Source organism: Rhizobium sp. CB3171 (genome assembly GCF_029714265.1).
In the GTDB taxonomy this organism is placed as follows: Bacteria; Pseudomonadota; Alphaproteobacteria; order Rhizobiales; family Rhizobiaceae; genus Rhizobium.
On sequence record NZ_CP121653.1, the window covers coordinates 2754940 to 2779063 of the forward strand.

Sequence of the window (24124 nt, forward strand, 5' to 3'; positions counted from 1 at the left end):
CTTTTTCGCGGATCGCGCAACTCACGCGAACTCGATGTAACGAGCCATGTTCTGGTGCAAGAGTTCTACCATGATATCGCGTGCCGGGTCCCTCACCGCCTTCATCCAGGCGACTGCCAACGGAAGCTTATGCATCGGAAAATCGGCATTCCTGGCCAGAGGGACATAGCTGACACCAGTGACGGCCAGCTTGGATGTCCAACGTGGCACGATGGCGGAGCCTATACCCGCGGCGACGAGATTGATGATTGTCTGCTTTTCGTCGGCAATCTGTGCGATGCGTGGACGCATTCCAAGCTCGGTGAACAGCCCCATCGTCAGGTCATGACTGTGTGGTCTCGAGCGCCGCTCAGGAACAATCAGCGGCTCACCCGCCAGATCCTCGATAGAAATCTCGCTTCTCTCTGCAAGAGGGCTATCGGCAGGTAACGCCACCACCGCCGTTTCGAAGAGCAGTGGCTGTACGGCCAAGCTGCGGCTAAGCCCCTCCCTTGGCCTGATCAATACGAGGTCCAGCCGGCCGGCCAGCAGCTTCGGAATGAGCCGGATCGACTTATCTTCCACAAGCTGCGTAACGGTGTTCGGTGACCGCTCTCGAAAATCCTGGAGAAGCAGCGGGACGAGACCTGCCGCGGCGCTGTCGATCGCACCGATGCGCAGGACGGACGCCGGCTGATGACGCGCGCTCCGGAATTTCTCGGCCACCTTTTCGAGGCGGGCAAGGATGGGCCTCACCTCCTGCAACAGCAAGATGCCATCCTCGGTCAATCCGACGCTGCGGGTCGTTCTGCTGAACAGCGGTACGCCGAGCGATTCTTCAAGCAACCGGATGTGCCGGCTGAGCGACGCAGGCAACATGCCAGCCTTCTGTGCGGCACGACCGAAATGCAGCTCCTCCGCCGCTGCCACGAAACACCTCAACTGCTCCAGTTCCATCGTCCCCTCATTATTTCATTTATTTATATAATTATATGAGCATTGGCTCTTGGGAAAGAAGGAAATAGCGTCGGCCCAATGCGCGAGAGGACGCGCATCTGCATCACTCGAACAAGGGAGGAGCTTGCTATGTCGAGCGAGCTGGAAGGGCGCGTATTGCGCAAGATTACCTGCGCATCGTGCCATTCATCATGGTCCTTTATCTCATAGCCTTCATCGATCGCGTGAACATCGGCTTTGCGTCGCTGACGATGAACCAGGATCTCGGATTTTCTTCGACCGTATTCGGCGTTGGTGCCGGCATCTTCTTCCTTGGCTATTTCCTGTTCGAGATTCCTTCGAACCTGATCCTGAACAAGGTCGGGGCACGGATCTGGATCGCCCGAGTGATGATCACCTGGGGCATCGTATCCGGTGCCATGGCGCTCGTTCAGGGCACGACGAGCTTCTATGCTCTCCGTTTTCTTCTCGGCGTTGCTGAAGCAGGCTTCTTCCCCGGTATCATTCTTTATCTTAGCTACTGGTTTCCGGCCCGTCGCCGTGCGGCGGTGACGGCGATGTTCATGGCCGCCGCGCCGCTATCCACCGCAATCGGCTCGCCGATTTCTGGTGCGCTGCTTGAGATGCATGGCATCTTAGGCCTCGCCGGCTGGCAGTGGATGTTCATCATCGAAGCCATTCCGGCCCTCGTCTTCGGCGTCATTGTCCTCTTCTACCTCACCGACCGACCGGAAAAGGCAAAATGGCTTTCGGAAGACGAGCGCGCCTGGTTGGTCAAATCGATGGAGCAGGAACAGGCCGGCAAGCCGAAGGCCAGCCACAGCATCTGGGCAGGCTTGGCAGACCTGCGCGTGCTGGCACTGTCGCTGGTTTACTTCGGCACGTCCGCAGGGCTCTACACGCTGGGCATCTGGGGGCCGCAGATCATCAAGAGTTTCGGACTTTCCTCCTTCCAGGTTGGCCTGATGAACGCCATTCCGGCCATCTTCGCCGTCATCGGCATGATCCTTTGGGCTCGCAATTCCGACCGGACCGGCGAGCGCACCTGGCATGTGGTCGGGGCCTGCCTTCTCGCAGCTGCCGGGCTTGCCTTTGCAACCGGTGCTGCGAGCGTATTTACCGTCCTTGTCGCCCTGACGTTTGTCAATATCGGCATCAGCGCCTCCAAGCCGCCTCTTTGGAGCATGCCGACCCTCTTCCTGTCCGGACCGGCCGCAGCCGCGGGTATTGCAACGATCAACTCGATCGGCAACCTTGGTGGCTTTGTTGGTCCGTCGATGATCGGCTGGATCAAGGACACGACCGGAAGCTTCGCCGGCGGCCTCTTTTTTGTCGCCGCGCTGCTCGTGGTCTCGGCAGTCGTCACCCTGCTTCTCGCGCGCGGCGCAGCCCGCGAGGCCGGACGCAAGGCATCCGTTCAACACTGAAATATAGAACTGGAGAAATACCATGCGTGAATACAAGATTGCAGCCATTCCCGCCGATGGTATCGGCCCGGAAGTAATCGCAGCAGGATTGCAGGTTCTGGAAGCACTGGAAAAGCGCAGCGGCGACTTCAAGATCCACGCCGAGACCTTCGATTGGGGCTCGGACTATTACAAGAAGCACGGCGTCATGATGCCGGCTGACGGACTTGATACGCTGAAGAAGTTCGATGCGATCTACTTCGGCGCCGTTGGTGCACCGGATGTGCCGGACCACATCACGCTCTGGGGCTTGCGGCTGCCGATCTGCCAGGGCTTCGATCAATATGCCAACGTTCGCCCGACCAAGATTCTGCCTGGCATCACCCCGCCGCTGCGCAATTGCGGGCCGGGCGATCTGGACTGGGTCATCGTGCGCGAAAACTCCGAAGGCGAATATTCCGGCCATGGCGGGCGTGCTCACAGAGGCCTGCCTGAGGAAGTGGGAACCGAAGTTGCAATATTCACCCGTGTCGGCGTCACCCGCATCATGCGATACGCGTTCAAGCTCGCCCAGTCCCGCTCCCGCAAGCTGCTGACCGTCGTAACCAAATCGAACGCACAGCGCCACGGTATGGTCATGTGGGACGAGATCGCCGCGGAAGTGTCAAAGGAATTTCCGGACGTCACCTGGGACAAGATGCTGGTCGATGCCATGACGGTGCGCATGACGCTCAAGCCGCAGAGCCTCGATACGATCGTCGCGACCAACCTTCATGCCGACATCCTTTCGGACCTTGCAGGCGCGCTTGCAGGTTCGCTCGGCGTCGCCCCCACCGGCAATATCGATCCGGAACGCCGTTTCCCGTCGATGTTTGAACCTATCCACGGATCGGCCTTCGATATCACCGGCAAGGGCATCGCCAATCCGATCGCAACCTTCTGGACTGCGGCCCAGATGCTGGAACATCTCGGCGAGCGGGAGGCCGCCACAAGGCTGCTTGGCGCGGTCGAACGGGTAACCGAAGCCGGCATCCTCACCCCCGACGTCGGCGGAACCGCCACGACGCAGCAGGTTACGGATGCCGTCTGCGCGGCCATTGCCGGCTCTAACATCCTGAAGATGGCTGCTGCAGAATGAGCTGGGACGATACGTCCGCCCGAAGCGCGCTGCGCCGAATGTTCGACGCAGCGGTCGCGAGCGCCGATCCGGTAAAGGTTGTTGCGCGGCATCTTCCCGAGCGCCCGAGCGGCCGCTGCATCGTCGTCGGCGCCGGTAAGGCATCCGCTGCAATGGCCGCGGCATTGGACATCGCTTGGTCGGACGTCGATTTGTCCGGCATTGTTGTCACCCGCTACGGCCATGCAGTGCCGGCCGGCCGCATCGACATCATCCAGGCATCCCATCCGGTTCCGGATGAAATGAGCGTCGAAGCCGCCATGCGCATCCTGGGATGCGTGCGAGACCTTGGGCCGGACGACCTGGTCGTCGCCCTCATCTCGGGGGGAGGATCGTCACTGATGGTCTCGCCGGCAGGCGACATGACACTGGCGGACAAGAAAATCGTCAACCAGGCACTGCTTGCCAGCGGCGCGACCATTTCGGAGATGAATACCGTCCGCAAGCAGCTTTCCGGCATCAAGGGCGGACGCCTCGCACAGGTCGCCTATCCGGCCCGTGTTGTCACATTGCTCATCTCCGATGTGCCGGGGGATGATCCATCGGAAATCGCCTCCGGTCCAACGGTCGCCAACGAAACGACGGTGGAGGATGCGAGGGAGATCGTTTCGCGCTATCGCCTGGCACTCCCCGCCGCTGCACAGGACCTGCTGGACCGGGGAGGTTACGCGTATCCAGGCCCAATGAACTCGGAAGTCCGGCTGATTGCGTCCCCATCCGTGGCGCTGGAAGCTGCGGCGAATGAGGCCCGCACTGCCGGACTTCGACCACTCGTGTTAGGGGACGCCGTGCAGGGAGAGGCCAAGGAGGCCGGCACCGTCTTCGCGGGCATTGCACTTTCGGCGCGCAAGAAGGGACTGCCGATCGCAGGACCCGCCGTGCTTCTTTCTGGAGGAGAAACGTCCGTATCGCTTGCCGCCGATTCATCGGGCCGCGGAGGCCGTAACACGGAATTCCTGCTCAGCCTCGCCATCGGCCTGAATGGGGCTGAGAACGTCTGGGCGATTGCCGGCGATACTGACGGGATAGATGGCGTCGAGGACGCAGCAGGAGCAATCATATCACCCGACACCATAGTCCGCATGCGCCAGGCCGGCATCAATCCTCGCTCGGCTCTTGCGCGACATGACAGCTATACGGCGTTCAATGCGATCGGTGACCTCGTTATCACGGGCCCAACACTTACGAATGTCAACGACATTCGGGCAATTCTAATCGGATGAAACCGTTATGTCATTCGAAGCGCTCGCCGAGCCAAGATCGTCGCGACGGTCGAGGCGACCCAGCTCTGAAAATCCCACCGACTGCAGGCAACCGCTAAGGATACCCAATCCATATGAAAGGCACATGGCGTCTAGACGACATGTGCCGAGGACCTCTGCGCATCGATGTTGGAAGTGTTTGATGGCCTGATAGACGAGTAGCGCTTCTGAAGCGACAAATCGGGCCATTTGCCAATATCTTGGTTTATACTTTGGTCAGTAAGTCGCATGCAACATGGCGGCTGCCACATACAAAACCTAAGCATTACTCGGGTGATGCATCTTAGATCGTCTCGGGCGCCTTGAAGGGATCAGAACTGGCGATCCCGCTTAACTACCCGACAATAATGATCTATTGACTTTGCGCTCACGCAATCTCGCCTTCATCCAAATATCATTCGTTCAGACGACGAGCCAAACGCTGCATAAGATCCATTCGTTCATGAAAAATCGCCACGATCAAGGCGGGCGCATCCTCGCGAAGCAGACAAAAGACGTAGTGATGTTCGCACCGCGCCATTCGTAACGCCGGATGAAGCGCGCTCATATCCTTGAAAGGACCTTTGCCCTCGGCCAGGTTTGCGATACCTCGCTCCAAATCTGAGACGTAACGGCGTACCTGAGCGGCACCCCATTGCGCACGTGTATGGCGGATTACCGAACGTAGATCCGATTCCGCCTCTGCGGTAAGAATGTAGGCCCTCAAGCACGACCCTCGGCAATCTCCTCGTCGAGGATCTCACCTACGGTCTTGGTCGACAATTTTCCGGCGAGCCCGTCATTGATGCGCGTGTTCATCAACGTCTTCAACTCCTCCCAGGCTCGTTCTCCATCTGTGTCACCGGGAAAGAGGCGCTCAAGCACGTACTGCTTGATTGTCTTGCCCTGCAAAGCGGCGAGCGCCTTTAGGCTTTGATGTTGCTGGTCAGTTATGTCGATTGTCAATCGGCTCATCTAAAACGCTCCCGAACAGAGAAAACCCACATTAACACATATGTGGGTATATGGCCGCCGCGATGCTCCTTATCTTCCTAATGTCGCTTGATATGCCGCTGTGGAGTTTTGCGAGTTTTGAGCGAAGCGGGCTTTTCCTCTGTCCGAATGGGTCTGCTGTCTCAATCGCGAAAAAGATGCCGATCCGCCTATGCGCCTTGATGCGATATAAAGTGGCGATTGCATCATTAAATCCGCACATGCTCTCAATGTCGGCTAAGTTGCAGCAGTTCACCTTGCGCACCCTCATACTCCATGAATGTTTTCGGACATGAGAGCAGGGCCGCGTTGAACTTTGGAATAGCCTCGGCACTCTCCCCACGCAGCAGGTGCCATTCGCCAACGTAGAATGTAGCTTCACAAAGACTGTCGTTGTTTGTGGCCTTTGCGGTGACTTCTTCCGGCGTGAATTCTCCAAGGAAAAGCTTATAGACCGGATAGGGCCACTTGCTTTGATCCAGCTTGCCGGCCGCCATGCGGAGATCCGATGCTGCTTGGCTGTCATTACCCCGTGTTTGCGCAAGGAAGCGCCAGAGATGGTAATATGGCGTAGCGTCCGGGTTCAGTTTAATCCTTGCTACGAAATCGTCTGCTGCCCGTTGATACTGCCCCTGAAAATATTGCACGAAAGGGTCCCCAAGGTATCCAGCACGCAGCTGACTGACAGGCCAGATCGACCCAAGAGCAATCGTTGCAAATGCAACACTGCTGATGAGTGCCACGACACCGAAGCGTGGATGAGGTCGGTTGTTTGGCCAAGCCTTGAGCAGGCCGAGCGAAACAATGCCCCCGGCGAGTGCTCCGCCAAGATGGGCCGCATAATCGATATGCATGCCATCAGCAGTCTGGCCGACAAGGGGAAGAATGGAGGGTACGAGGATCTGTACAGCGCCCATCCGCAAAATTTCTGGTAGCGGACCCGCCGGAAAATGGAAGCTTGCGACGATCACGGCAGCAAACAAGCCGATGATGCCGCCGGATGCTCCGACACCGACCATGTTTGCAGGGTTCATCAGGAGCGATGCCGTAGACCCTCCGACTGCACTCAGGCAAAAGAGTGCGGCAAACCAGCGCCAGCCGATCAATCGCTCGAGCAAGATTCCGGCGCGCCACAAGGCAAAGCAATTGAATGCGAGATGGAGGATGTTGCCGTGCAGCAAGGAAGCCGTCACCAACCGCCACCACTCACCATATTGTAGAATCCGTTGACGAAACGTCCCGCCGAGGACCAACAGTGTTTGGGTGCTTGGCGCATATTGTTTTTCCGGCACAACGCCGAACTTTAGCTCAGCAACGTAGATGCCGACCAGAACGGCGATAAGGGCGTAGGTGAAGAACGGGCGTCCTTTCAGGTCAAAGACCGGCGCCGCATGGTCTTCCGGCGGGGAAGTTACACCTCCATCCGTCAGCGCCTGCTGTTCACGATTTTTGGCAAGAAATTCAAGGCATTGAGCGTATACCCAATCCGGATCAGCTCGAAGCAGCTTCAAGGAGACGACAGCCGGGGTAGCTCGCCCTTGTAAAGCTCTGGGCAGCCAGCGCATAAGCCCGCGCCTCGTCAAGGTTCGTGCCGCAATCGGATCCAGATCGACATAGAGTTGATCGGCACGTTTGCGTTGATATCTGCGGATGTCACGAACGGATCGCCACGGGATCGTTTCGTCGGCATGGGTTTCGATGTAGATCCCGTCCGGCGATGCGATGAGACCTGGTTTGCCCCGAGCAGCTTTGACGAGCAGGACGAGCCCTAGAAGGCTGATAAGCGCTGCAAGTGGCCAACAGAAAATAGCACTGAGGTGCGGATGCCCAGGCCTATCGGGTAGAAGGGGACCACCGGCAACAGCGACGGCGATCACCTGCGCCAAAAAAACAAGCCATAGGAGCCTACCCTTATCGTAGGCAAACTCCATTTTTCGCCGCACTTGTGGGTCCGCAGAGAAGCTCTCAAGCGAGATTGTGTCTTGGTTATGCATGTTCGGTGATATACCTCCTCAAAAGCGTTCTATCGCTCCTGCATCGCCTGCAAGGTGACCTCGACGATGGGCAAAACAGATATTCGACTATACGGCGCTTGCCGGTCTTGATCTCGGCGGTCGCTGCCCTGCCGGGTGAGAGCGGCACGATATCGCCTTCGAGGCTCATGGTGCTGGCGTCAAGCCGGGCGGTCACGGGAAAGACAAGGTTCTGCACGCGCTGCACATTCGTGATCGGCAGTGTTCATCTGCATTTTGCTGAAATATCCAAAAGTAAATCCATTTTCGATTGCCGCAGTTTAAAACCTAAGCGAGAACTCCGCTTCGATCACAACGCACGCAATATCAATATCTGTACGCGCATTTTGCTCAATGACAATATAGGATTTGCTACTTATGAGAGATATAAGAAGACGCAATAGCCCGTGCTCGCGGTCGAAAACGCGGAGCGCCCTTCAAAATGACACCCGCGAAATTGCGGGCTCGCTCAGGCGGCAATGGGCAAGCCCGAAACGAAGGTGGCCGATCTTTGCGCCGAGCTCGGCAGTTCGACGGTCGCTGGCTGATATCCGACATGCACGACGTTCAGACCGCCCTTACCCATGATGAAGGGCGGTTTCTCGATCGTGTCATGGCCGATGGTGATGATGAGATCAGCCTGTTCGATCGCCTCATGGACATAATCCCGCTCCGACAAGGCGGCGGTGCCCGTGTAAAGCTCCGTTCCGCCTGGAACCGTTCCCTTGCCCATCTGCATCGTGAAGAACGGGATGCCGGTGCAGATGACGAACTGTGCGATGTCCGACGTCGAGCGGCGGCGCGAGGCCGCGGCCCCAAGCATGAATAGCGGGTGTTTCGCCGCTGTGATGGGCGCGGATGCGCGATTGAGGGCCGCGTCACTCGCGATCGGCAGCTTTAGAGCGCGTCTTGAACGCGGAATCGGAATTGAGATTCCATTAGTAATTGATTTCTAATTCGATTGCCTGAGTGGTGATTTGGTCGGAGGCGATATGACCCGTGCTTTCAGCGATGATCTTCGCAGCCGTGTTCTGGCAGCGTCACGTGATGACATGTCGGCGCGATCGGCGGCGGCGCAGGGCGGCATTGCCATAAGATGGATTTCTTCCGCAGTCCGGGTCGCCACGATCGGTCTTTACGGCAGATATTGGTTTGAACAACAACTCAATATTTGCCTTTCGATGAAGGGCCCACGGCAGCATCGGCGCAAAATACAAGTCAAAGCCATTTCATAACCTTGGACCTTTTGTAGCTTCTCCGTCCTTCAGGCACACCATCGATGACGCGACCCGTTTCCGGTCAGCCGCAACCGTTGGAGCCTATCTCGGTCTGACCCCAAGACGAAAGCAATCAGGCGAGACTGACCTAAACGGCAAGACATCGAAATGGGGTGACAGACTTTTACGAACCTACCTGTTCGAAGCCGCGGCAGTACTACTGCATCGGACAAAGAAATGGTGTCGCTGAAAGCGTGGGGATTACGACTGGCCTAGCGCAGCGGAATGAAAAAGGCCCATGTCGCCGTTGCCCGAAAACTCGCCATCATACTTCATTCGTACAAGACGCGATTTATTTGGAGACCTTGGATGGGAGCTGTGCGACAGCAACCCTACGCGTTGCCACAGCGGGCTACCACCGCACCTGCCCAAAGCTCCTGTAATCTTCCCTATTGCATCTGCGGAAAAGTGCTACACACTGCCATAGGACTAGCGAAAGCGCATTGAGACAGGATCTGGGAGGGTTCATGGTCGAAATCTTTTCGAAGCAGGACGGTCCGCGTCGGGAGGACGCACGCATCAAGCACCTGATACAGCAAAATCAACATGTGATCACAAAACTCGCGGACCAGATCAGCGGTGGCCATTATTCGGAATCGAAGAAGCCTAAACTGGCGCCGCAGGCTGAGGGATTGATTATCCATATCGGTGGTTCTGCGAAACCGGCTCCTGAACCTGAACCCAAAATCAGGATCACGCCTAACGGTCGTGTGATCGCCGTCGACGTCAGCTCCGGACTGCAACTGCACTATATCGGAGAGCTGCGCGAGCGCCGCGGTCTGAAGATGTTTGCGCTAGCGACTACCGACAACGGTTTCATTGCCCCGCTGGACGAGACAATGATCGAAGCACTTGCTGATATCGATGGTGTCGCGCTTGGTCCCGCTTATGACAGCGCGGATCTGGCAGCCGATATCGGTCTTCGGCTCAATATTCCTTCCGAGGCGTAACGACGAACGGCATATGCTGCTTGCAAGGGCCGAGGTGGTGTCGAATCGCTAGAGCGAGGAATGTGGTAGCCACATGAAACAAGATTCATACACGCGGAGAAATTCCGCCATGGCTCAATCGTCCAGCGGGGATCGACTCATTGCTGCCGACTTGACGCTATACGCAGACTATGACGAGCGGGTAACCATGCGGGCGTGGGAAGCGTTGCTCGAAGGCCGCTCCGAACCTGCCTCCTCCTCATTACCTGTGAGATCGACGATTCACGAGTCCTGGCACCGTTGCGCAAACGGCGGCATTGATGCGCAACAAAACGAAGCGCCTTTGGAGACAGACAAAGATGCTGTCGAGGCGCTCGCACGAAGCAATTTCGAACTTCTGGCGGCCGCCGCCCGACCGTTTTCGGCAATGGGAAGACTGCTGGACGGAACCGGCGCTATGCTGATGCTTGCCGACAGCAAGGGCGTACTGATCCAGGCGATCGGCGACAAAAAGACTATCTATGACGGAATGGACATTCATCTCGGGGTGGGCGGCAAATGGACCGAAGACGTCGTTGGAACCAATGGCATCGGCACCGCTCTGTGGACCGGCGAGCCCGTGTTCGTTCATGCCGCAGAACATTTCTGCGCCGGGATCAAGGCCTGGACCTGTGCAGGCGCGCCGATCCGCGATCCTTTCGATGGAAAAGTCATGGGTGTCGTCGACCTTTCGGGACACCCCGATATCTTCCGGCCACACAATATCGCTCTCGTCGCAGCAGCGGCTCGAGAAATCGAGCGCGCACTCGCGGACTCCCAGAATGAAGAGCGGATGCGGCTTCTCGAAGCGTTCATCGCCTCTGTCGGCAGCTACCATTCAACTGATGCGGTGATGATCATCGATCGCCATGGACGCGCAATTTACAGCAACAACATACCGATTGCGGATAGCAAGCAGTTTGGCGACACTATTCGTCAGGAAGCCCTAAGCTGTCGGTTGCCGGAGTTGACAAACTCCGGTTTCCTGGATCGCGTCGCAGGTTCGATCCCACAGGACATGCAGTCGTGTAATGTTTGCCCCTTGGAGCTGGACGGAGCAGTGCGCGGTGCGGCGCTGGTCTTTGCCAAGGCCAAGGGCGGCAGAGCGGCCGAGATCGGTAGGGAAAGCAGAACTCAACGGCTCAAGGACGAATCCGCGCTTATCGTTGGTGAAAGCGAGGCGTTGCTGGCAGCCATCGATATCGCCTGTCGGGTCAGCGAAGCCGAAGGAGTAACATCGCTCCTGATCGAAGGCGAAACCGGCGTTGGTAAAGAGCTTTTTGCCCGGCTCATTCACGCAGGAAGCCGCAAATCGTCGAACAACCCGTTTATCGCGCTCAACTGCGGTGCCGTTACCAAGGAATTGTTCGGCAGCGAGTTGTTCGGTCATGTTAGTGGCGCTTTCACCGGCGCTTCTCGAGATGGCAAGCCAGGCGTCTTCGAGCTCGCCAATGGCGGCATTCTCAGCCTCGATGAAATCGGCGAGATGCCGCTGGATATCCAGCCGTTCCTGTTGCGCGTGCTTGAGGAAAGGGTCGTGTACCGTCTTGGAGACAGCCGTTCGCGGCCGGTCGATGTACGGGTCGTCGCCTCAACCAACCGGGACCTTAAGGAAGAAGTAGCAGCCGGTCGGTTTCGCAGAGATCTCTTTTACCGGATCAGCACGGTGTCGATTCATGTTCCTCCCCTCAGGGAACGGGGCAGTGACAGCCTGTTGCTCATCGAGCATTTCAATCGAAAGCTCGCCCACCGTAAGGGAACTGCGCCGCTGCGCTTTTCAAACGATGCACTTGATTCGTTGCTCGCCTATCGCTGGCCGGGCAATGTCCGTGAGCTGCGAAATCTTGTCGAGCGCCTGCATCTGCTTTCAAGCAACGGTTTCGTCGACCTCAAAGACCTGCCCTCAGATATGGTCGAGCGGACACGAGATCATATCGACGTCCTGTCGGCAACGGATGCGCTGCCGCGAGCGGAAGTGCCCGTCTTAAGCTTCGAGGAAGCAGAGCGGCAAGCAATTCGGAACGCACTGGCGGCGGAACACGGCAATCTCAGCAAGGTGGCTCGGCGGCTCGGCGTGTCGCGCCCGACGCTTTACCGCAAGCTGGAGCAATTTGGGATCAAGCGCGGCTTCATGTGACACGGCAGCCCAAATTTATCCAGTGCGGAGCTATAAACCCCCTGGTATTCGCAATGTGGGTGCGAACGTCTTTTCCTTCAACTGATTGAACACTATCACGCCGGTTGCCGGACATTTTTGTTGTTCCCGGCAACCGGTCGCCCCCTCCGCTCTACGCGCGGCCAAGCTTCTCCGCGCCACCGCCGAGAGCCGGGCCGGCGGTCGGATCTTCATTCTCGGCGAGATCGCCGATGAGCGTCTCCGTCGTCAGGATCAGCTTCGCGACAGAGGCTGCGTTTCTAAGTGCGGTGTAGGTCACGCGGACCGGGTCGACGATGCCTGCGTCAATCATGTTCTCATATTTGCCGATCGACGCATTGAAGCCGTGACCGCTGTTGATCCGGGTAACTTCGGCAATAATGGTATCGGGATCGCCACCGGCGTTTGTCGCTATCCGCCATAGCGGCCGTGTCAACACCGACTGCACGAGCCGAATACCCTCTGCGACATCATGATCCACGGTCGCAAGCGGGGCATTGAGCACGGACGATATTTGGGCAAGAGCCGATCCGCCACCGGCCACCACGCCCTCTTCAGCCGCGGCACGCACTGCATGCAGAGAGTCCTCGATCAACTGGATCGTTCTCTTCTGTTCTACCGGGGTAACTCCGCCAGCATAAAGTACCGCCGTGCCACCCGAAAGTTTGGCCAGACGTTCCCGCAGCTTGTCCTGTTCGATATTGGGCGGTGCGACCTCGAACTGCCGCTGTACTTGCGCCCGGCGGGCGACAATTGCAGAAGGATCACCGCCTCCGCGAACGATCGTCGTATAGGTCGAGCTTGTTATGACGCGTTCAGCCGAGCCGAGATCTTCTGTAGTCACGTCCTCGATCCGCCCGCCGAGATCGCGCGCTATCACCCGCCCGCCGGTGAGGATGGCGACATCCTCCAGCATCGCCTTGCGCCAGTGGCCATATTCCGGCGGATGGACCACGAGATATTTCCCTGGCCCCTGCTTGCCGAGCAATGTCACGACGACGTCCGGCGAGACTTCTTCCGCAACGATGAGCAGTGGCCGACCCGTCTTGTCCGCAATAAGGCGCGCTGCATCTAGAGCAGATGGTTCGCGAATCTTAAGGTCGGTGAGGAGGATTAGCGGACGTTCGAGCACCGCCTCCATCTTTGCCTGGTTGGTAACCATATGGTGCGAAAGATAGCCACGCTCGAAGGACATGCCTTCGACGACATCCAGTGTGGTTTCTGTCGTAACGCTGAAATCGGTGGTGATAATGCCATCCGTGCCGACGCGCTCATAGGCTTCAGCAACCAGTGCGCCGAGTTTCGGGTCAGTGGCGGCGATGTTGGCGACCGCGGTAAGCGTGTCGTTACCCTTTGCAGGCTTGGCGCCGGCCTTCAGGGCCTCGACCACCGTCTCAACCGCAAGATCGATCCCCTTGCAAAGATCGACCGATCTTGCGCCGCGCTCATTGGCGTGAATGCCACCCTGAACGAGCGCATTGGCAAGCACGATGGCCGTCGTGGTGCCATCACCCGCAATCTCGTTGGTCTGCATCGAGACTTCACGCACGATCTGTGCGCCCATGTTCTCGAAACGATCGTGTAGCTCGATTTCGGACGCGATACTGACGCCATCGCGAGTGACCATCGGCGTACCCAGTGGCCGGTCTATCATTGCGTTCATACCTCTTGGCCCTAAAGTGGGCTCCACGGCGGCCGCCAACTTAGCGACGCCCCGGGCAAGCGCACGGCGCGCTTCGGAATTGTGCAACATCAATTTCGGCATGACTCCTCCTTCCGCCTGACGGGCGGTTTGTTGATTTGGGGCCTCTTTCGGGAAGGCCGTTGCTTTCAATTACGGGGTATCGGCGCGCACTGCGGGAGCGGGAACCCGGTTCAAGATGAAGTCGACCAGCGTCGGTTCACCATCGACTATCTCCACTTCCTTGTAGCGAGTATGCTTGAGCCCGCGGCAAAGTGCACCGTTGAACTCCATGTTGATCCGGACACTTCGAAGGTCGGCCAGATGAACGGGCAATGTCTCCGTCGTAACCCGACCGCCGTCATAGCTCAGAATTACCGGGTCGCGCGGATGCAGGGCCGGCCACCGCAAGAAAAGAGCGTGCCGATAACGCAGCCTCCGCTTCAGCACGTCTTCGCTGCCGAAGCCGAGGGTATCGAAAACGGAAAGCGTCATGCCGGCGATTTCACTATCCGCCATCCCGCTGCTGCGAAGATCGAGGATTATCGCTTCCTGACGGCGCTTGAAGGCCTTGAGCCGGAACTTCTCACGCAGATCCTCGAGGTCCGTCTTCTCCGCGAGCGATCCGAAAATCTCCGCAAAGCTCTTACCCTCCAGAATGCCCTTGTTCACCTCTTCTGCAAACATATGGTCATGTAGGGTCAACCCATATTCCGGAGACCACGATAGTGCGTCCAGCGCGGTCCTGACATCGTCTAGCATCAGGAAGGCAAAATTTGGCGAACACCAGTATGTGGGCAGCCGGAACCCGACCTCCACACGACCATCGGCCGCAATCTCCGCGCGCTCGATGAAGCCCATATCCGTCACGGGTTCATCCAATTCGGGATCGTTGACCCCTTCGAGGCGCCGCCAGAGTTCCCTCTGGCGACTTTCCAACAATTTGGCCGCGCTCATGGCCTCTACTCCGCCGCAACGCTGAACGGCGAACTGGCGAGTGCGACCTTCTTGGCTTCGATGTCGATGTCATAAATGCGCGCAGCATTAAGACCCAGGATCTTCTCCTTGATCTCTGGTGTAAGGTCGACACCTCTTTCTTTCCTGATGTCATCCGGCAGTTCGAATGCCCAGAATTTTTCGACCAACCAACGCGGCGTCCAGATCGCGTAATCGGATCCGAATAGGATTTTTTCCGGACCGGCCCAGAAAAGCAGCTCGGAAATCACTTCAGCGAAGTAGCGCGGTCGTGAATGAATGAAGGGAAGCGCGACCGCGAGACCGCCATAGACATTGGTTTCCTGCACCGCGATCCAACAGAAATCGTCCAGCCGGGGCAGTCCGCAATGTTCGACGATCCAATTGAGATTCTGGAAGTCGGTCGCAGCATAGTCGACATCATGGACGTCGAAAGCATCCTTGTTGAGCGGGATGATGGTCGGTCCCTTGTGAACATGGATATTCTTGATCCCAAGCTTTTCGCAAAGTTCGAAACAGCGATAGGCCTCGGGATCATTGAGCTTCCAGCCTTTTGAAGCGCCATTCCACTCGGCCGTGTACATTTTCACGCCCTTGATGTCGTAGGTTTCCTTCATCCAGTGGATATACTCCAGCGCCTTCTCTCCATCGCGTGGGTCGAAAGAGCCGTTGACGATGAAGCGTTCGGGATAGCGCTTGGCCATCTCGGCGTTGCGCTCGATGGTATTGAAACCGTTCTTGTAGAAATCTTTGAGATACGTCGATTGAACGATGGCGACATCATCCGGACCGTTGATGAACAGATCCCTATAGAGATCGTCGGCGCTGTATTTCTCGAACTTGCTTTTTTCCCATAGTTGCTCTTTGGGACTGAGCGCCGTGTGATAGCCGTAGAAGCATTCGACGAACTGCTTGCCATGGATGTTGCGCTGGTTCTCAGGGCTGCCGTCCCAGAAATGGGTATGCCCATCGACGACGAATATTTCCTTGCCTTCCGGTGTCTTGAACATTGTTGTTCCCTCCGCTGCAAATGATTGAACATTCCGGCGCGCCACTCCGTCGGCGCGCCGACGCTGGGCTTCGTCAGATGTACTCGAAGACCTCGTCCATATCGCCGAACAGGATGACCTCATTGTCATCGATGCGGACCATCCGCCCGTAGTGGGTAGACGTATTGACCTCGAAGATTTCCGCAGTCATTTCGCGGCCGAGATATTCGCTGATCTCGTCCATTCTGAAAATTAGCTTGCCGTTGCCGTCGATGCGGATCATCGCCGGCGCGTAAGTAACGGTAACGCCGGGTTTCTTGCTCATGAATTCTGCAATGGCGCGGGCTTCGACCGAGTCATTCATGGTGACGCCACACTGGTGGGAAATCGTCTGTTCGAAGGTGATGTCCTTCATCGATTTGAAGATGTTCGATTGAGACGCGTCGCGGGCTACTGATGACATGTTGAAATCTCCTGTGTTAGCGCTTGAGGCCGAGTTCGTCGAGGATCTGGCCAATCCGCTCTTGGGACTGCGCACTGACGTCGGGAAACGAAACCGGCTTGGAATGCGGCATGGACCAGATCGGCTGAAGGCCAAGTGCGGCCTTGTCGGCCAGGGCGCCGTGCTTGGTGACCCAGCCCTGGAAAAGCTTGCGGTTTGCCACGCCGTGCTTTTCATCGTTGGCCAGCAGGTAGATCAGATCGATCGTATTAGCGAGATTGCGCTCATAGTCAGCCTCGGCAGCCGAAATCACCGGTGGGGTGATAAAATCATGGTTTGCCGCAGCTGCCTGCATTAGAAAACCTGAGCGAAACAGTTCCCCGACCAAGGGTTCGAAGATGATGTTGATCGCGAAATATTGTTCGAGATAGTCAGTAGTACCCATGATTGTCTCGATGGCTTCGCGCGTGCCTTGCCAGACAGTGTCCTCGAGCCAATGCTTCTTGCCGAGTTCGTCGTCCCAACCAGGAATATCCATGCCGATTTCGGCCAGATAGAGCGTGATGTCCTGGGCAAGCCGGAGCTTGTAGGACGAGTTGGTCAGCGTGGCGTTGTTGATCATCTGGGTGTAGCCATAGCGCTGCGCCTGCATGAGCGAGGTGCCGAGCCCGAATTCGGCATGTTTCCAGGCTCCGAGATGGGCCTGGAGAACTTTGATCCACACTTTGTCAAACGTCTTCGGCGCACCGGCTCGGCGGGCGTTGGAAATCACGCTCTGCACCATCGTTTCGATCTTCGATTGACGCTGATAGTGTGTGCGTTCCCACTCCTGATCGGGCGCCCGGAACGCATGCCAATTGGAGCTCTGCGCTGCCGTATTGTCCTTGACATAGGCACCCTTGCCGTTTGCGAAGGAGATGATCCAATTCTGGATCAGATAGCGCTCCGGATCCGGTTGGACGTCGACGGTGACATCCTCGTAATGTGTGGCGCGCTGTCCCTTTGGATCGAAATAGCGGTATTTCCGGCTATCGGAATCAGCAAAGATTGCCGCTCCGGCTGCGCCCGACCCCACTGAACTCGATAATGCTGGCATAGTCCTCACTCCCTTGTTGCAGTTGCACTATTGCTGTTTCTTCTTCGTCCAGCCCTCAATGGCTCGGAGTTCCTCCCCCGGACGAAGTCGTAAATTTGTCGAAGAAAATGCGCTCGGACTCGAAGCCGTTCATGAAAAGCACCGGCTGCAGAGCGTCGATCATCGGCGGCGGGCCGCAGGCATAGACATCGCCTTGGCCGTCAATTGCCAGTTCCTTGAGTTTGGCATCCACGCTTTGGTGAACAAAGCCACGCTCGCCACCCCAGCCGCTGTTCTCGCCGGCATGCGAAAGCACCGGGATGAAAGTGACTTCGGGATAACGACGCACCAACTCACCGATCCTGTCGAGGTGGAAAAGGTCATCCTCCGTCCTCGCACCATAGAAGAAATAGACCGGGCGTTTCTCACCGCTTAGAAGGTGATCATTGAGGATCGACCAGACGGGCGACATTCCCGATCCCGCCCCCACCAGCACTAGTGGTCCTTGTCGGTCTTCTCGTCGAAAGCAGGTTCCATAGGGTCCGACGACGGTGACATCGGCTCCGACCCGGATACCTCCGGAATCGAGCTCGCCGGAGAATTTTCCTGCGGGGTATTTTTTGATAATAAAGGAGAGTTTTTTGGTTTCGCTCGGCGTATTTGCCATGGAGAACGAGCGCGTAATCGTCTCCCCCTCTTCCGTGGTGACTGTGATGTCGACATACTGTCCCGCCCAAAACTTGATTGGGGAACCGAGTTCGATTTCGATGCCTCTGATATCGTGGGTCAGTTTCTCGATATGCGTGATCTGGCCCTTGAATGTCTTGACGGCAATCGACTTTGCGAGAACCTCCTCGTCATAGTTCAGGAGCTCGACTTCCATGTCGGAATAGGCGATCGACCGGCACAGCAGAATGTGTCCGGAATCCCTTTCCATGTCGTTGAGCGCGAATGTCGAGTATTTGAGCATGTCGACCTCGCCGTCGAGCAGGACGCATTTGCACGCCGAACATTGCCCTTCCTTGCAGCCGTGCGGCAAAGCGATACCCTGGCGAAACGCTGCGTTCAGAACTGTTTCGCCGTTCTCGACCTCGAATTCGACACCGACCGGCTCGAGACGAACCGTGTGTGCCTGCTGATGTAGCTTTTGAGCTTCAGCCATTGACGCAACCTCCAATTCCCGCGTGTTTCCTTGAAGGGAAACGTGCTTTTCCCGGAATGTCGCGGAGGCCGGGACCGGCCCCCGCGGCTCTACGCCTTAGTTAAAGGGCGTGATGGTGAAGCCGGCACGGTACTCGGCGAGGTGCTGTTCGCGGGCCTCCGGCGACATTTCGCGCAGAAGCGTCAGCGGGGATTGCAGTATGTGGCCGCGGCCCTCGCCCCTGATCAATACCCGAATTCGCGATGGCGGCAGGCTCACAGCCTTTGATGGCGGTGAAACGCTGGTCTTGACGGCAAAGGGCGACCTGTTGCGCATCAATCGATCCGGCGAGATTTCGGCAAAAGTCGCGGATAAAAGCCCAATCATTGCTTTTGATTATTGCCGGTCGACAGGGCTGACGGCCGCGGTCCTCCCCAATCGGCTGCGCCTACAATGGAAGAGGACAGATTCAATCAGAGAAGCCGCTCTCAGCGATCCTATAAGCGAAATGGTATCCATTTCGAACGATGGATGCATGATCGCGCTTGCGGCTGCCACCAGCCTCAATGTTCGCCACGCGGAGGACGACCTGCGGCCATTTCGGGAAATTCCGCTCTCAGCCCGGCCAATTTCGCTGATATGGAGCGCAGACAACAGGTGGTTGGCATGCGGCCTGGAGACCGGCGGATTTTGCCTGGTCGACATAGCCTCTGGCGGTGATGCCATACTCAGCGATTTCCCCGGTCCGATCCGCACACTGGACTGGAGCCAATCCGCAAACGCAGTTTTCGCATCCGGAGCCTATCGCATTGCCGGATGGTCAATGGACACACCGCCTCTTTCGAACAGCTCGACAGGAGCACTGGCTACCGGGCATCCGGGCTTCGTGATGGTGGACGCCGTTGCTTCTCACCCATTCAAGAAGCTCGTAGCAGCAGGTTATGCGAACGGCAAGATCGTCATCGCCAAGATCGGCTCTCCCGACGAACTGGTGATCCGGGACACGGGCGGATCGGTCACTGCACTTCAATGGAGTGCTGATGGCAAACAGCTTGGCATGGGCGACGCGCTCGGCAATGCCGCGATCATCACCTTCCCTAACCAGTTCTTCAAATAGCTGCCACTCAAACAGAAAATGGAGGATATCATGCAAAGAAAGCTCACCATTGAAGAAAAAAGCAAGGACGCTTTTTTCGAGAGAATTGCGAAGCTCTCCGAGGAAATGGTTGCCGCACATGGCAAAGAATTCAGCATGGGTGCGCTGGTGCTGGGTGCACGCTGGATCGCCGAAGGCCGCGCCGACACTGAAAAGAAAGTCAACTGAGCACGAATATTTTCCCACTCGGCCAAGAAATATATATGTCAGTCGCAGCGTGCCGCTTGCGGCTGATAGCTTTCATCACGTGATATGAGGCACGGCGATCTCCGTACGGCGTTCTTCCCGATAGATCAGACAGACTGTGCGCAGCATCGAGGCGAGATTGGACATGTCCCCATGCAACTCCAGCGCTTCGTTGTAGAGCACGGATATAAGTTTGGACGTTGAAAGCCCCTCCATTTTCGCGATGTCCTCGAGAACCTGCCAGAATGCGGCCTCAAGCCGTACGCTTGTTGAGTGCCCGGAGATCCGGACCGACCGGCTGACTTTCAAGAATCGCTGCGGGCTCTGCGCTTTTAATACCCTGCACATCATGGCGCCCTCCTCCCTTTGCATTGTTTACGAAAAGGCTCCCCCGCAAAAGCGCGGGGGCACACCAGCATCTGCCACCATTGTGGCGGTCAGTCGGGGTCAGAGGCTAGGGAATGAGCACAGCCCGGCCATGGATTTTGCCATTATGCAGGTCCTTAAGGGCCTGATTGGCATTGGCAAGGCGATATTCGACCGTCGTCAAGTCGACCAGGCCTCGGTCAGCGAGCGCCATCAACTCGACAAGTTCTGCCCACGTACCAACCAGATTGCCGACAATGTTTTTCTCGGTGATCACCATGTCGACGGTCGGCACGCGGATCTCCTCGCCGTAGCCGACGACATAGTAGCTACCCATCGGCCGGGTCATTGCGAGGCCCTTGGTCGTTGTTCCTCGTTCACCGACGAAATCGATTACCGCCTCGGCGCCCTGGCCATTGGTCAGTTGCAGCACGGCCTCCACCTCGTTGCCGTCTGCCTTGACGATCTTGTCTGCTCCAATCTTGTCGGCCAGCGCCAGCGAAGCCTCCGATTTGTCGACCACGACTACATCTGCAGCGCACATGGCCTTGAGGCATTGGATGCCAATGTGACCAAGACCGCCAGCGCCGATCACGACGCAGCTTTCGCCTGGCAACAGATGTCGTGTCGCCTTTTTTACGGCGCGATAGGCGGTGAGACCGGCATCCGCATAGGGCGCGACCTCCTTTGGCGACAGTGTCTTGGGAAGAGGCACGATGTTGCGCTCCGACGTGCAGAGGTATTCGGAATAACCGCCATTGCAATCAAGTCCTGGGAATTTTCCGGGCCCATGCATATCGAAACCTCGGCGGCATGCGAGGCAAGTGCCGCCGGAAATCTTGGGATGAACGATGACCGGATCGCCGACTTTGATGCCCTCGACTTCCTTGCCAATCGCCTCCACCCAGCCGGCATTCTCATGACCCATGATCAGCGGAAGGAGATTGTCGCCAGCGGGATCCATATGCGGCCGCCAGACACCCTCGATGATGTGGAGGTCAGTGCGGCAGACACCCGCTCCCCCAATACGGACAATAACGTCGGTCGACTTGCTGATGACCGGATCGGCAACCTCCTGTAGTGAAACCCATTGATCGGCCGTCAGGTTGTCGTCATACCTGGTTAGAACTTGCGCCTTCATATCGTTGTCTCCTCCACCGTCGGGACCAATGCCCGCTGCAGAAGAACGATCAGCAAGTGCTGTGCCAGATAAGAATTCATAGCGTTGTCATAGACATAAGCGGTCAATTGACCGGCGCTGGTGTTCACCGGCTGAACGATATGGACAGTGTAACTGTACAGTTTCTGTCTATTGCGCGGTCCGGTTCGGTACTGATACCTTGTACCAAATGATGCATGAGGAGGAGACATGCAGCACCTTTCCGGAATGGACCGCGCGCGCAGTGCGCTGGAGAGGGGCGACAGAGTTCCAGCCGGCACTTTGCAGCCGATCGTTGCCGATAGCTGGCAGCGCTGCCGCGACGCCGATCTCGATCCTCGTGGTCGACCGCGGCAAAGCGTCGTCGCCCTTGCCGACGTGAAGCGACGGCGCGAGGCTAATGCGGCGATGCGGCTGTTGGCACTCGCCGAAATGCAGCTTCTCTATTCGCAGATCGCCGGCTCGAATTTCATGATCGCGCTCGGCGATGCCGATGGCATCGTGCTCGATACGATCAGTGATCAGCAATTTGCCGATAGCTCGGCCGGACGGTCGATCATCCCCGGCAGCATGTGGAACGAGAGCGAGCGCGGTACCAATGCGCTCGGACTGGCCGGCATGACTGGCAAGCCGGTAGCAATCTACGGCCGCGAACATTATTTTGCCTGCCACGGGCACCTAAGCTGCATGGCCGCGCCGATCTTCAATTCCGCTGGAGAAATCCTCGGGCTGCTCGACGCTTCCTGCGCGCACGAGGCGCGACAGGAACACACGCACGCGTTGGTGCGGATGGCCGCCGCCCAGATCGAAAACGGCCTGATCTACCAGGATAGTGCCAAGAGCTTCGTCCTGGCCTTCCATCCACGCGCGGAATATCTCGACACGCTGTCGGCGGGGCTGCTTTCTGTTTCACTCGATGGCGAAGTGCTATCGATCAATCGGCCGGGCAAATCTCTGCTTGCGGGGCTGCCTGCCACCCCTGGAAATCGGTTCGATGGTTTGTTCGAAGCAGGGTTCGGCACAGCGATAGACGGCCTGCTGAACGGAGGTGTCATCCGTCTCCGCGATCGGGCAGGCAGTGTCGTCTTCATGGTTTGCCGCCAGATCGGCGAACGCCGGACGGCGATCGAAAAACGCCCCTCTCCGACGGTGCCTGTCTTGCTAAGGCAGGAGGATGCACCAGATTTCGTTGTCGACGATCCCCAGATCAAGCGCTCGCTCATTGAACTTGCCGAAGCCGCGGCGCTCTGCATGCCTGTGCATATTGCCGGCGAAACCGGCACGGGCAAGGAGCTGATGGCCCGGCATGTCCATCGGTTGAGTGGCCGCAAGGGCGAATTCGTTGCGGTCAACTGCGGCGCGGTGCCGGAAGATCTATTCATCGCGGAAATATTCGGGCATGAGGGCGGCGCCTTTACCAACGCGCGCACCGAGGGCTCGCCTGGGTTGGCGCGAACTGCCGACCGCGGCACGCTGTTCCTGGACGAGGTCGCCGACATTCCGATTGCCGCACAGACCTCGCTGCTAAGGTTTCTCGACAGCATGGAAATCCGTGCCGTTGGCGGGCAGAAGACGCAGAAGGTGGACGTGCAGATCGTCTCCGCCACCAACCGCGACCTGGAGAACATGGTGGCGCAGCGGCAGTTTCGCGCTGATCTATATTATCGCCTCAACAGCTTCCATATCCGCCTGCCGCCGCTGCGTTCGCGGACCGATTTCGGCAGCGTTGTTCGCTTCCTGATGGGCAGCATGGCGCCCGGCACGCCAGTGACCGATGCAGCGATCGTGGCATTGTCGCGACGGCAGTGGCCGGGCAATATCCGCGAACTGAAGACCGTGCTGCGGCGGGCACTGCTGCGGCGGCGCGCTGACTATATCGATGAAGGTTGTTTCGACGAGGCCGAGCCGGTCGTAAACTCCCTTTGGGATTGCTGTGAGGAATGTCGCGGCCGGCCGCTCAGCCGAACCAAGTGCCAGGAAATCCGCGCCGTATACCAGAGGACCGGTGAGAACGTTTCGCGGACGGCCCGCGAGCTAGGCGTGTCCCGAACGACTGTCTACAAGCATGTAGGGACAAACGGCGGTGAGTTCGAAGGCTTGGCCGGTCGTCCCGCCGCATCTTAGAGATAACGCCCGGCCCGCTGCAGAACTTCAATCTTGTAGCCGTCCGGATCGCTGATGAAAAAGAAGCGTGCCATCTTCCTTCCGTCTTGATCGAGGTCAACGAGCCTGCCGGGATGGAGTCCGAGCGAGGTTAGCCGCAGATGCTCGGCATCCGCATCCGCGACGGAAACCGCAAGGTGCCCATAACCGTCGCCGAGCGAATATGGCTCTGTGCGGCCTTTGTTGACCGTTAGCTCCAATTCGAACGGGGTATCGAGGTTGCTGAGATAGATGAGCGTGAATGTTTCAAAATCAAGCCGATCGACGACCGCAAGGCTAAAAGCCTGCCGGTAGAATTCGACCGATCGCTTTTCGTCTAACACCCGGACCATCGAGTGGATCATCTTGGCCATTGCGCTGCACCTTTAGCATCGTCCCTAAGGGGTTCCGCGACCAAGCTGAGCACACTTTGTCACGATTGCTGCAATGGCTTACATGAAAAGCCTCTAGGTTGGTGGTATCCGGCTATAGTTGCTGGTTTCGGACAATCAACAATGTCTGACAAGATCGCTTCACAAAGATGCCGCACATGATCCATTCGACCGCCTTCGAGGTCGGCATCGAAGCGGCCCGCCAACTCGCCGCGCTTGACCAGATATCCGCGACCGTCGAAGGCGCAACGAAAC

At 57.6% G+C, this 24124-nt stretch carries 21 protein-coding genes and 5 pseudogenes; 11 read left to right on the top strand and 15 right to left on the bottom strand.

Features of this window, described 5'->3' with window-relative positions:
* Nucleotides 1-21 precede the first annotated feature (21 nt).
* The gene (locus QA648_RS31675; protein ID WP_260304540.1) at nucleotides 22-936 is read right to left on the bottom strand and encodes a LysR family transcriptional regulator; all 915 of its coding nucleotides are present in this window, start codon (nucleotides 934-936) and stop codon (nucleotides 22-24) included.
* A gap of 129 nt (nucleotides 937-1065) precedes the next feature.
* Between QA648_RS31675 and QA648_RS31680 the strand changes: the two are divergent.
* The 3 genes and pseudogenes from QA648_RS31680 (at nucleotide 1066) to QA648_RS31690 (ending at nucleotide 4742) form a co-directional block, all read left to right on the top strand.
* Nucleotides 1066-2363: pseudogene (locus tag QA648_RS31680) on the top strand (MFS transporter).
* Between the two features lie 22 nt (nucleotides 2364-2385).
* Nucleotides 2386-3480 (top strand): tartrate dehydrogenase, encoded by a 1095-nt coding sequence (locus QA648_RS31685; RefSeq protein ID WP_260304542.1) that lies wholly within the window; start codon nucleotides 2386-2388, stop codon nucleotides 3478-3480.
* Complete coding sequence (locus QA648_RS31690) at nucleotides 3477-4742, top strand: glycerate kinase (protein WP_260304543.1); 1266 nt, start codon at nucleotides 3477-3479, stop codon at nucleotides 4740-4742. The genes QA648_RS31685 and QA648_RS31690 overlap by 4 nt, the downstream gene beginning before the upstream one ends.
* 433 nt (nucleotides 4743-5175) lie before the next feature.
* On the opposite strand, the gene QA648_RS31695 is transcribed toward QA648_RS31690, so the two are convergent.
* The 3 genes from QA648_RS31695 to QA648_RS31705 all read right to left on the bottom strand — a co-directional run bounded on the left by QA648_RS31695 (nucleotide 5176) and on the right by QA648_RS31705 (nucleotide 7747).
* Nucleotides 5176-5487, bottom strand: coding sequence for a type II toxin-antitoxin system RelE/ParE family toxin (locus tag QA648_RS31695; RefSeq protein ID WP_260304545.1), 312 nt, complete (start codon nucleotides 5485-5487; stop codon nucleotides 5176-5178).
* The gene (locus QA648_RS31700) at nucleotides 5484-5735 is read right to left on the bottom strand and encodes an antitoxin (protein WP_260304546.1); all 252 of its coding nucleotides are present in this window, start codon (nucleotides 5733-5735) and stop codon (nucleotides 5484-5486) included. Before QA648_RS31700 ends, QA648_RS31695 begins: the two co-directional genes overlap by 4 nt.
* Nucleotides 5736-5980: 245 nt before the next feature.
* The gene (locus QA648_RS31705) at nucleotides 5981-7747 is read right to left on the bottom strand and encodes a rhomboid family intramembrane serine protease (protein WP_260304548.1); all 1767 of its coding nucleotides are present in this window, start codon (nucleotides 7745-7747) and stop codon (nucleotides 5981-5983) included.
* 415 nt (nucleotides 7748-8162) lie between these two features.
* Here QA648_RS31705 and QA648_RS31715 point away from each other — a divergent pair.
* A pseudogene (locus tag QA648_RS31715) lies at nucleotides 8163-8292 on the top strand (recombinase family protein); the annotation flags it as partial.
* A 2-nt stretch (nucleotides 8293-8294) separates the two neighbouring features.
* On the opposite strand, the pseudogene QA648_RS31720 reads toward QA648_RS31715, so the two are convergent.
* Nucleotides 8295-8666, bottom strand: a pseudogene (locus QA648_RS31720) (acetolactate synthase large subunit); the annotation flags it as partial.
* Between the two features lie 91 nt (nucleotides 8667-8757).
* Between QA648_RS31720 and QA648_RS31725 the strand changes: the two are divergent.
* The 4 genes and pseudogenes from QA648_RS31725 to QA648_RS31740 form a co-directional block, all read left to right on the top strand.
* A pseudogene (locus QA648_RS31725) lies at nucleotides 8758-8877 on the top strand (IS630 family transposase); the annotation flags it as partial.
* A gap of 124 nt (nucleotides 8878-9001) precedes the next feature.
* Nucleotides 9002-9318, top strand: a pseudogene (locus QA648_RS31730) (transposase); the annotation flags it as partial.
* Nucleotides 9319-9509: 191 nt separating this feature from the next.
* Nucleotides 9510-9992, top strand: coding sequence for a hypothetical protein (locus QA648_RS31735; protein ID WP_260304549.1), 483 nt, complete (start codon nucleotides 9510-9512; stop codon nucleotides 9990-9992).
* Between the two features lie 322 nt (nucleotides 9993-10314).
* Nucleotides 10315-12147, top strand: a complete 1833-nt coding sequence (locus QA648_RS31740; RefSeq protein ID WP_283052937.1) for a sigma 54-interacting transcriptional regulator — start codon at nucleotides 10315-10317, stop codon at nucleotides 12145-12147.
* A 151-nt stretch (nucleotides 12148-12298) separates the two neighbouring features.
* Here QA648_RS31740 and QA648_RS31745 read toward each other — a convergent pair whose 3' ends face one another.
* The 7 genes from QA648_RS31745 to QA648_RS31775 form a co-directional block, all read right to left on the bottom strand.
* Entirely contained in the window at nucleotides 12299-13930 is a 1632-nt protein-coding gene (locus tag QA648_RS31745; RefSeq protein WP_283052938.1) for a molecular chaperone GroEL, read from the bottom strand.
* A gap of 69 nt (nucleotides 13931-13999) precedes the next feature.
* Entirely contained in the window at nucleotides 14000-14803 is an 804-nt protein-coding gene (locus QA648_RS31750) for an iron-sulfur cluster assembly protein (RefSeq protein ID WP_283052940.1), read from the bottom strand.
* Nucleotides 14804-14808: 5 nt separating this feature from the next.
* Nucleotides 14809-15831, bottom strand: a complete 1023-nt coding sequence (locus tag QA648_RS31755; RefSeq protein ID WP_260304553.1) for an amidohydrolase family protein — start codon at nucleotides 15829-15831, stop codon at nucleotides 14809-14811.
* Nucleotides 15832-15904: 73 nt separating this feature from the next.
* A complete protein-coding gene (locus tag QA648_RS31760; protein WP_260304554.1) occupies nucleotides 15905-16273 on the bottom strand; it encodes an MmoB/DmpM family protein in 369 nt (122 codons plus the stop codon).
* Between the two features lie 16 nt (nucleotides 16274-16289).
* Entirely contained in the window at nucleotides 16290-17348 is a 1059-nt protein-coding gene (locus QA648_RS31765) for an aromatic/alkene monooxygenase hydroxylase subunit beta (protein ID WP_283052942.1), read from the bottom strand.
* 55 nt (nucleotides 17349-17403) lie between these two features.
* Complete coding sequence (locus QA648_RS31770; protein ID WP_260304556.1) at nucleotides 17404-18489, bottom strand: 2Fe-2S iron-sulfur cluster binding domain-containing protein; 1086 nt, start codon at nucleotides 18487-18489, stop codon at nucleotides 17404-17406.
* A gap of 96 nt (nucleotides 18490-18585) precedes the next feature.
* Nucleotides 18586-18804 (bottom strand): hypothetical protein, encoded by a 219-nt coding sequence (locus QA648_RS31775; protein ID WP_283054342.1) that lies wholly within the window; start codon nucleotides 18802-18804, stop codon nucleotides 18586-18588.
* Nucleotides 18805-19003: 199 nt separating this feature from the next.
* Here QA648_RS31775 and QA648_RS31780 point away from each other — a divergent pair, with 199 nt between their 5' ends.
* Nucleotides 19004-19585 carry a hypothetical protein gene (locus QA648_RS31780; protein WP_283052943.1) on the top strand — a complete coding sequence of 194 codons (582 nt, stop codon included), beginning with the start codon at nucleotides 19004-19006 and terminating at the stop codon, nucleotides 19583-19585.
* A 30-nt stretch (nucleotides 19586-19615) separates the two neighbouring features.
* Nucleotides 19616-19792 carry a hypothetical protein gene (locus QA648_RS31785; protein WP_260304561.1) on the top strand — a complete coding sequence of 59 codons (177 nt, stop codon included), beginning with the start codon at nucleotides 19616-19618 and terminating at the stop codon, nucleotides 19790-19792.
* A gap of 75 nt (nucleotides 19793-19867) precedes the next feature.
* Here QA648_RS31785 and QA648_RS31790 read toward each other — a convergent pair whose 3' ends face one another.
* Both QA648_RS31790 and QA648_RS31795 read right to left on the bottom strand, forming a co-directional pair.
* Nucleotides 19868-20161, bottom strand: coding sequence for a ribbon-helix-helix domain-containing protein (locus QA648_RS31790; protein ID WP_349254310.1), 294 nt, complete (start codon nucleotides 20159-20161; stop codon nucleotides 19868-19870).
* Between the two features lie 103 nt (nucleotides 20162-20264).
* Nucleotides 20265-21317 carry an NAD(P)-dependent alcohol dehydrogenase gene (locus QA648_RS31795; RefSeq protein ID WP_283052944.1) on the bottom strand — a complete coding sequence of 351 codons (1053 nt, stop codon included), beginning with the start codon at nucleotides 21315-21317 and terminating at the stop codon, nucleotides 20265-20267.
* 228 nt (nucleotides 21318-21545) lie between these two features.
* On the opposite strand from QA648_RS31795, the gene QA648_RS31800 reads away from it, so the two are divergent.
* Complete coding sequence (locus tag QA648_RS31800; RefSeq protein WP_283052946.1) at nucleotides 21546-23459, top strand: sigma-54-dependent Fis family transcriptional regulator; 1914 nt, start codon at nucleotides 21546-21548, stop codon at nucleotides 23457-23459.
* Here QA648_RS31800 and QA648_RS31805 read toward each other — a convergent pair.
* A complete protein-coding gene (locus QA648_RS31805; protein WP_283052948.1) occupies nucleotides 23456-23851 on the bottom strand; it encodes a VOC family protein in 396 nt (131 codons plus the stop codon). The two genes, QA648_RS31800 and QA648_RS31805, sit on opposite strands and share 4 nt — an antisense overlap.
* Between the last annotated feature and the right edge of the window lie 273 nt (nucleotides 23852-24124).

Excerpts from the sequence above, each read along its gene's own strand:
- QA648_RS31675 (WP_260304540.1), bottom strand. The coding sequence starts at position 936 with ATGGAACTGGAGCAGTTGAGGTGTTTCGTGGCAGCGGCGGAGGAGCTG.
- QA648_RS31685 (WP_260304542.1), top strand. The coding sequence starts at position 2,386 with ATGCGTGAATACAAGATTGCAGCCATTCCCGCCGATGGTATCGGCCCG.
- QA648_RS31690 (WP_260304543.1), top strand. The coding sequence starts at position 3,477 with ATGAGCTGGGACGATACGTCCGCCCGAAGCGCGCTGCGCCGAATGTTC.
- QA648_RS31700 (WP_260304546.1), bottom strand. The coding sequence starts at position 5,735 with ATGAGCCGATTGACAATCGACATAACTGACCAGCAACATCAAAGCCTA.
- QA648_RS31705 (WP_260304548.1), bottom strand. The coding sequence starts at position 7,747 with ATGCATAACCAAGACACAATCTCGCTTGAGAGCTTCTCTGCGGACCCA.
- QA648_RS31735 (WP_260304549.1), top strand. The coding sequence starts at position 9,510 with ATGGTCGAAATCTTTTCGAAGCAGGACGGTCCGCGTCGGGAGGACGCA.
- QA648_RS31745 (WP_283052938.1), bottom strand. The coding sequence starts at position 13,930 with ATGCCGAAATTGATGTTGCACAATTCCGAAGCGCGCCGTGCGCTTGCC.
- QA648_RS31750 (WP_283052940.1), bottom strand. The coding sequence starts at position 14,803 with ATGAGCGCGGCCAAATTGTTGGAAAGTCGCCAGAGGGAACTCTGGCGG.
- QA648_RS31755 (WP_260304553.1), bottom strand. The coding sequence starts at position 15,831 with ATGTTCAAGACACCGGAAGGCAAGGAAATATTCGTCGTCGATGGGCAT.
- QA648_RS31760 (WP_260304554.1), bottom strand. The coding sequence starts at position 16,273 with ATGTCATCAGTAGCCCGCGACGCGTCTCAATCGAACATCTTCAAATCG.
- QA648_RS31765 (WP_283052942.1), bottom strand. The coding sequence starts at position 17,348 with ATGCCAGCATTATCGAGTTCAGTGGGGTCGGGCGCAGCCGGAGCGGCA.
- QA648_RS31770 (WP_260304556.1), bottom strand. The coding sequence starts at position 18,489 with ATGGCTGAAGCTCAAAAGCTACATCAGCAGGCACACACGGTTCGTCTC.
- QA648_RS31775 (WP_283054342.1), bottom strand. The coding sequence starts at position 18,804 with ATGCGCAACAGGTCGCCCTTTGCCGTCAAGACCAGCGTTTCACCGCCA.
- QA648_RS31780 (WP_283052943.1), top strand. The coding sequence starts at position 19,004 with ATGATCGCGCTTGCGGCTGCCACCAGCCTCAATGTTCGCCACGCGGAG.
- QA648_RS31785 (WP_260304561.1), top strand. The coding sequence starts at position 19,616 with ATGCAAAGAAAGCTCACCATTGAAGAAAAAAGCAAGGACGCTTTTTTC.
- QA648_RS31790 (WP_349254310.1), bottom strand. The coding sequence starts at position 20,161 with ATGATGTGCAGGGTATTAAAAGCGCAGAGCCCGCAGCGATTCTTGAAA.
- QA648_RS31795 (WP_283052944.1), bottom strand. The coding sequence starts at position 21,317 with ATGAAGGCGCAAGTTCTAACCAGGTATGACGACAACCTGACGGCCGAT.
- QA648_RS31800 (WP_283052946.1), top strand. The coding sequence starts at position 21,546 with ATGCAGCACCTTTCCGGAATGGACCGCGCGCGCAGTGCGCTGGAGAGG.
- QA648_RS31805 (WP_283052948.1), bottom strand. The coding sequence starts at position 23,851 with ATGGCCAAGATGATCCACTCGATGGTCCGGGTGTTAGACGAAAAGCGA.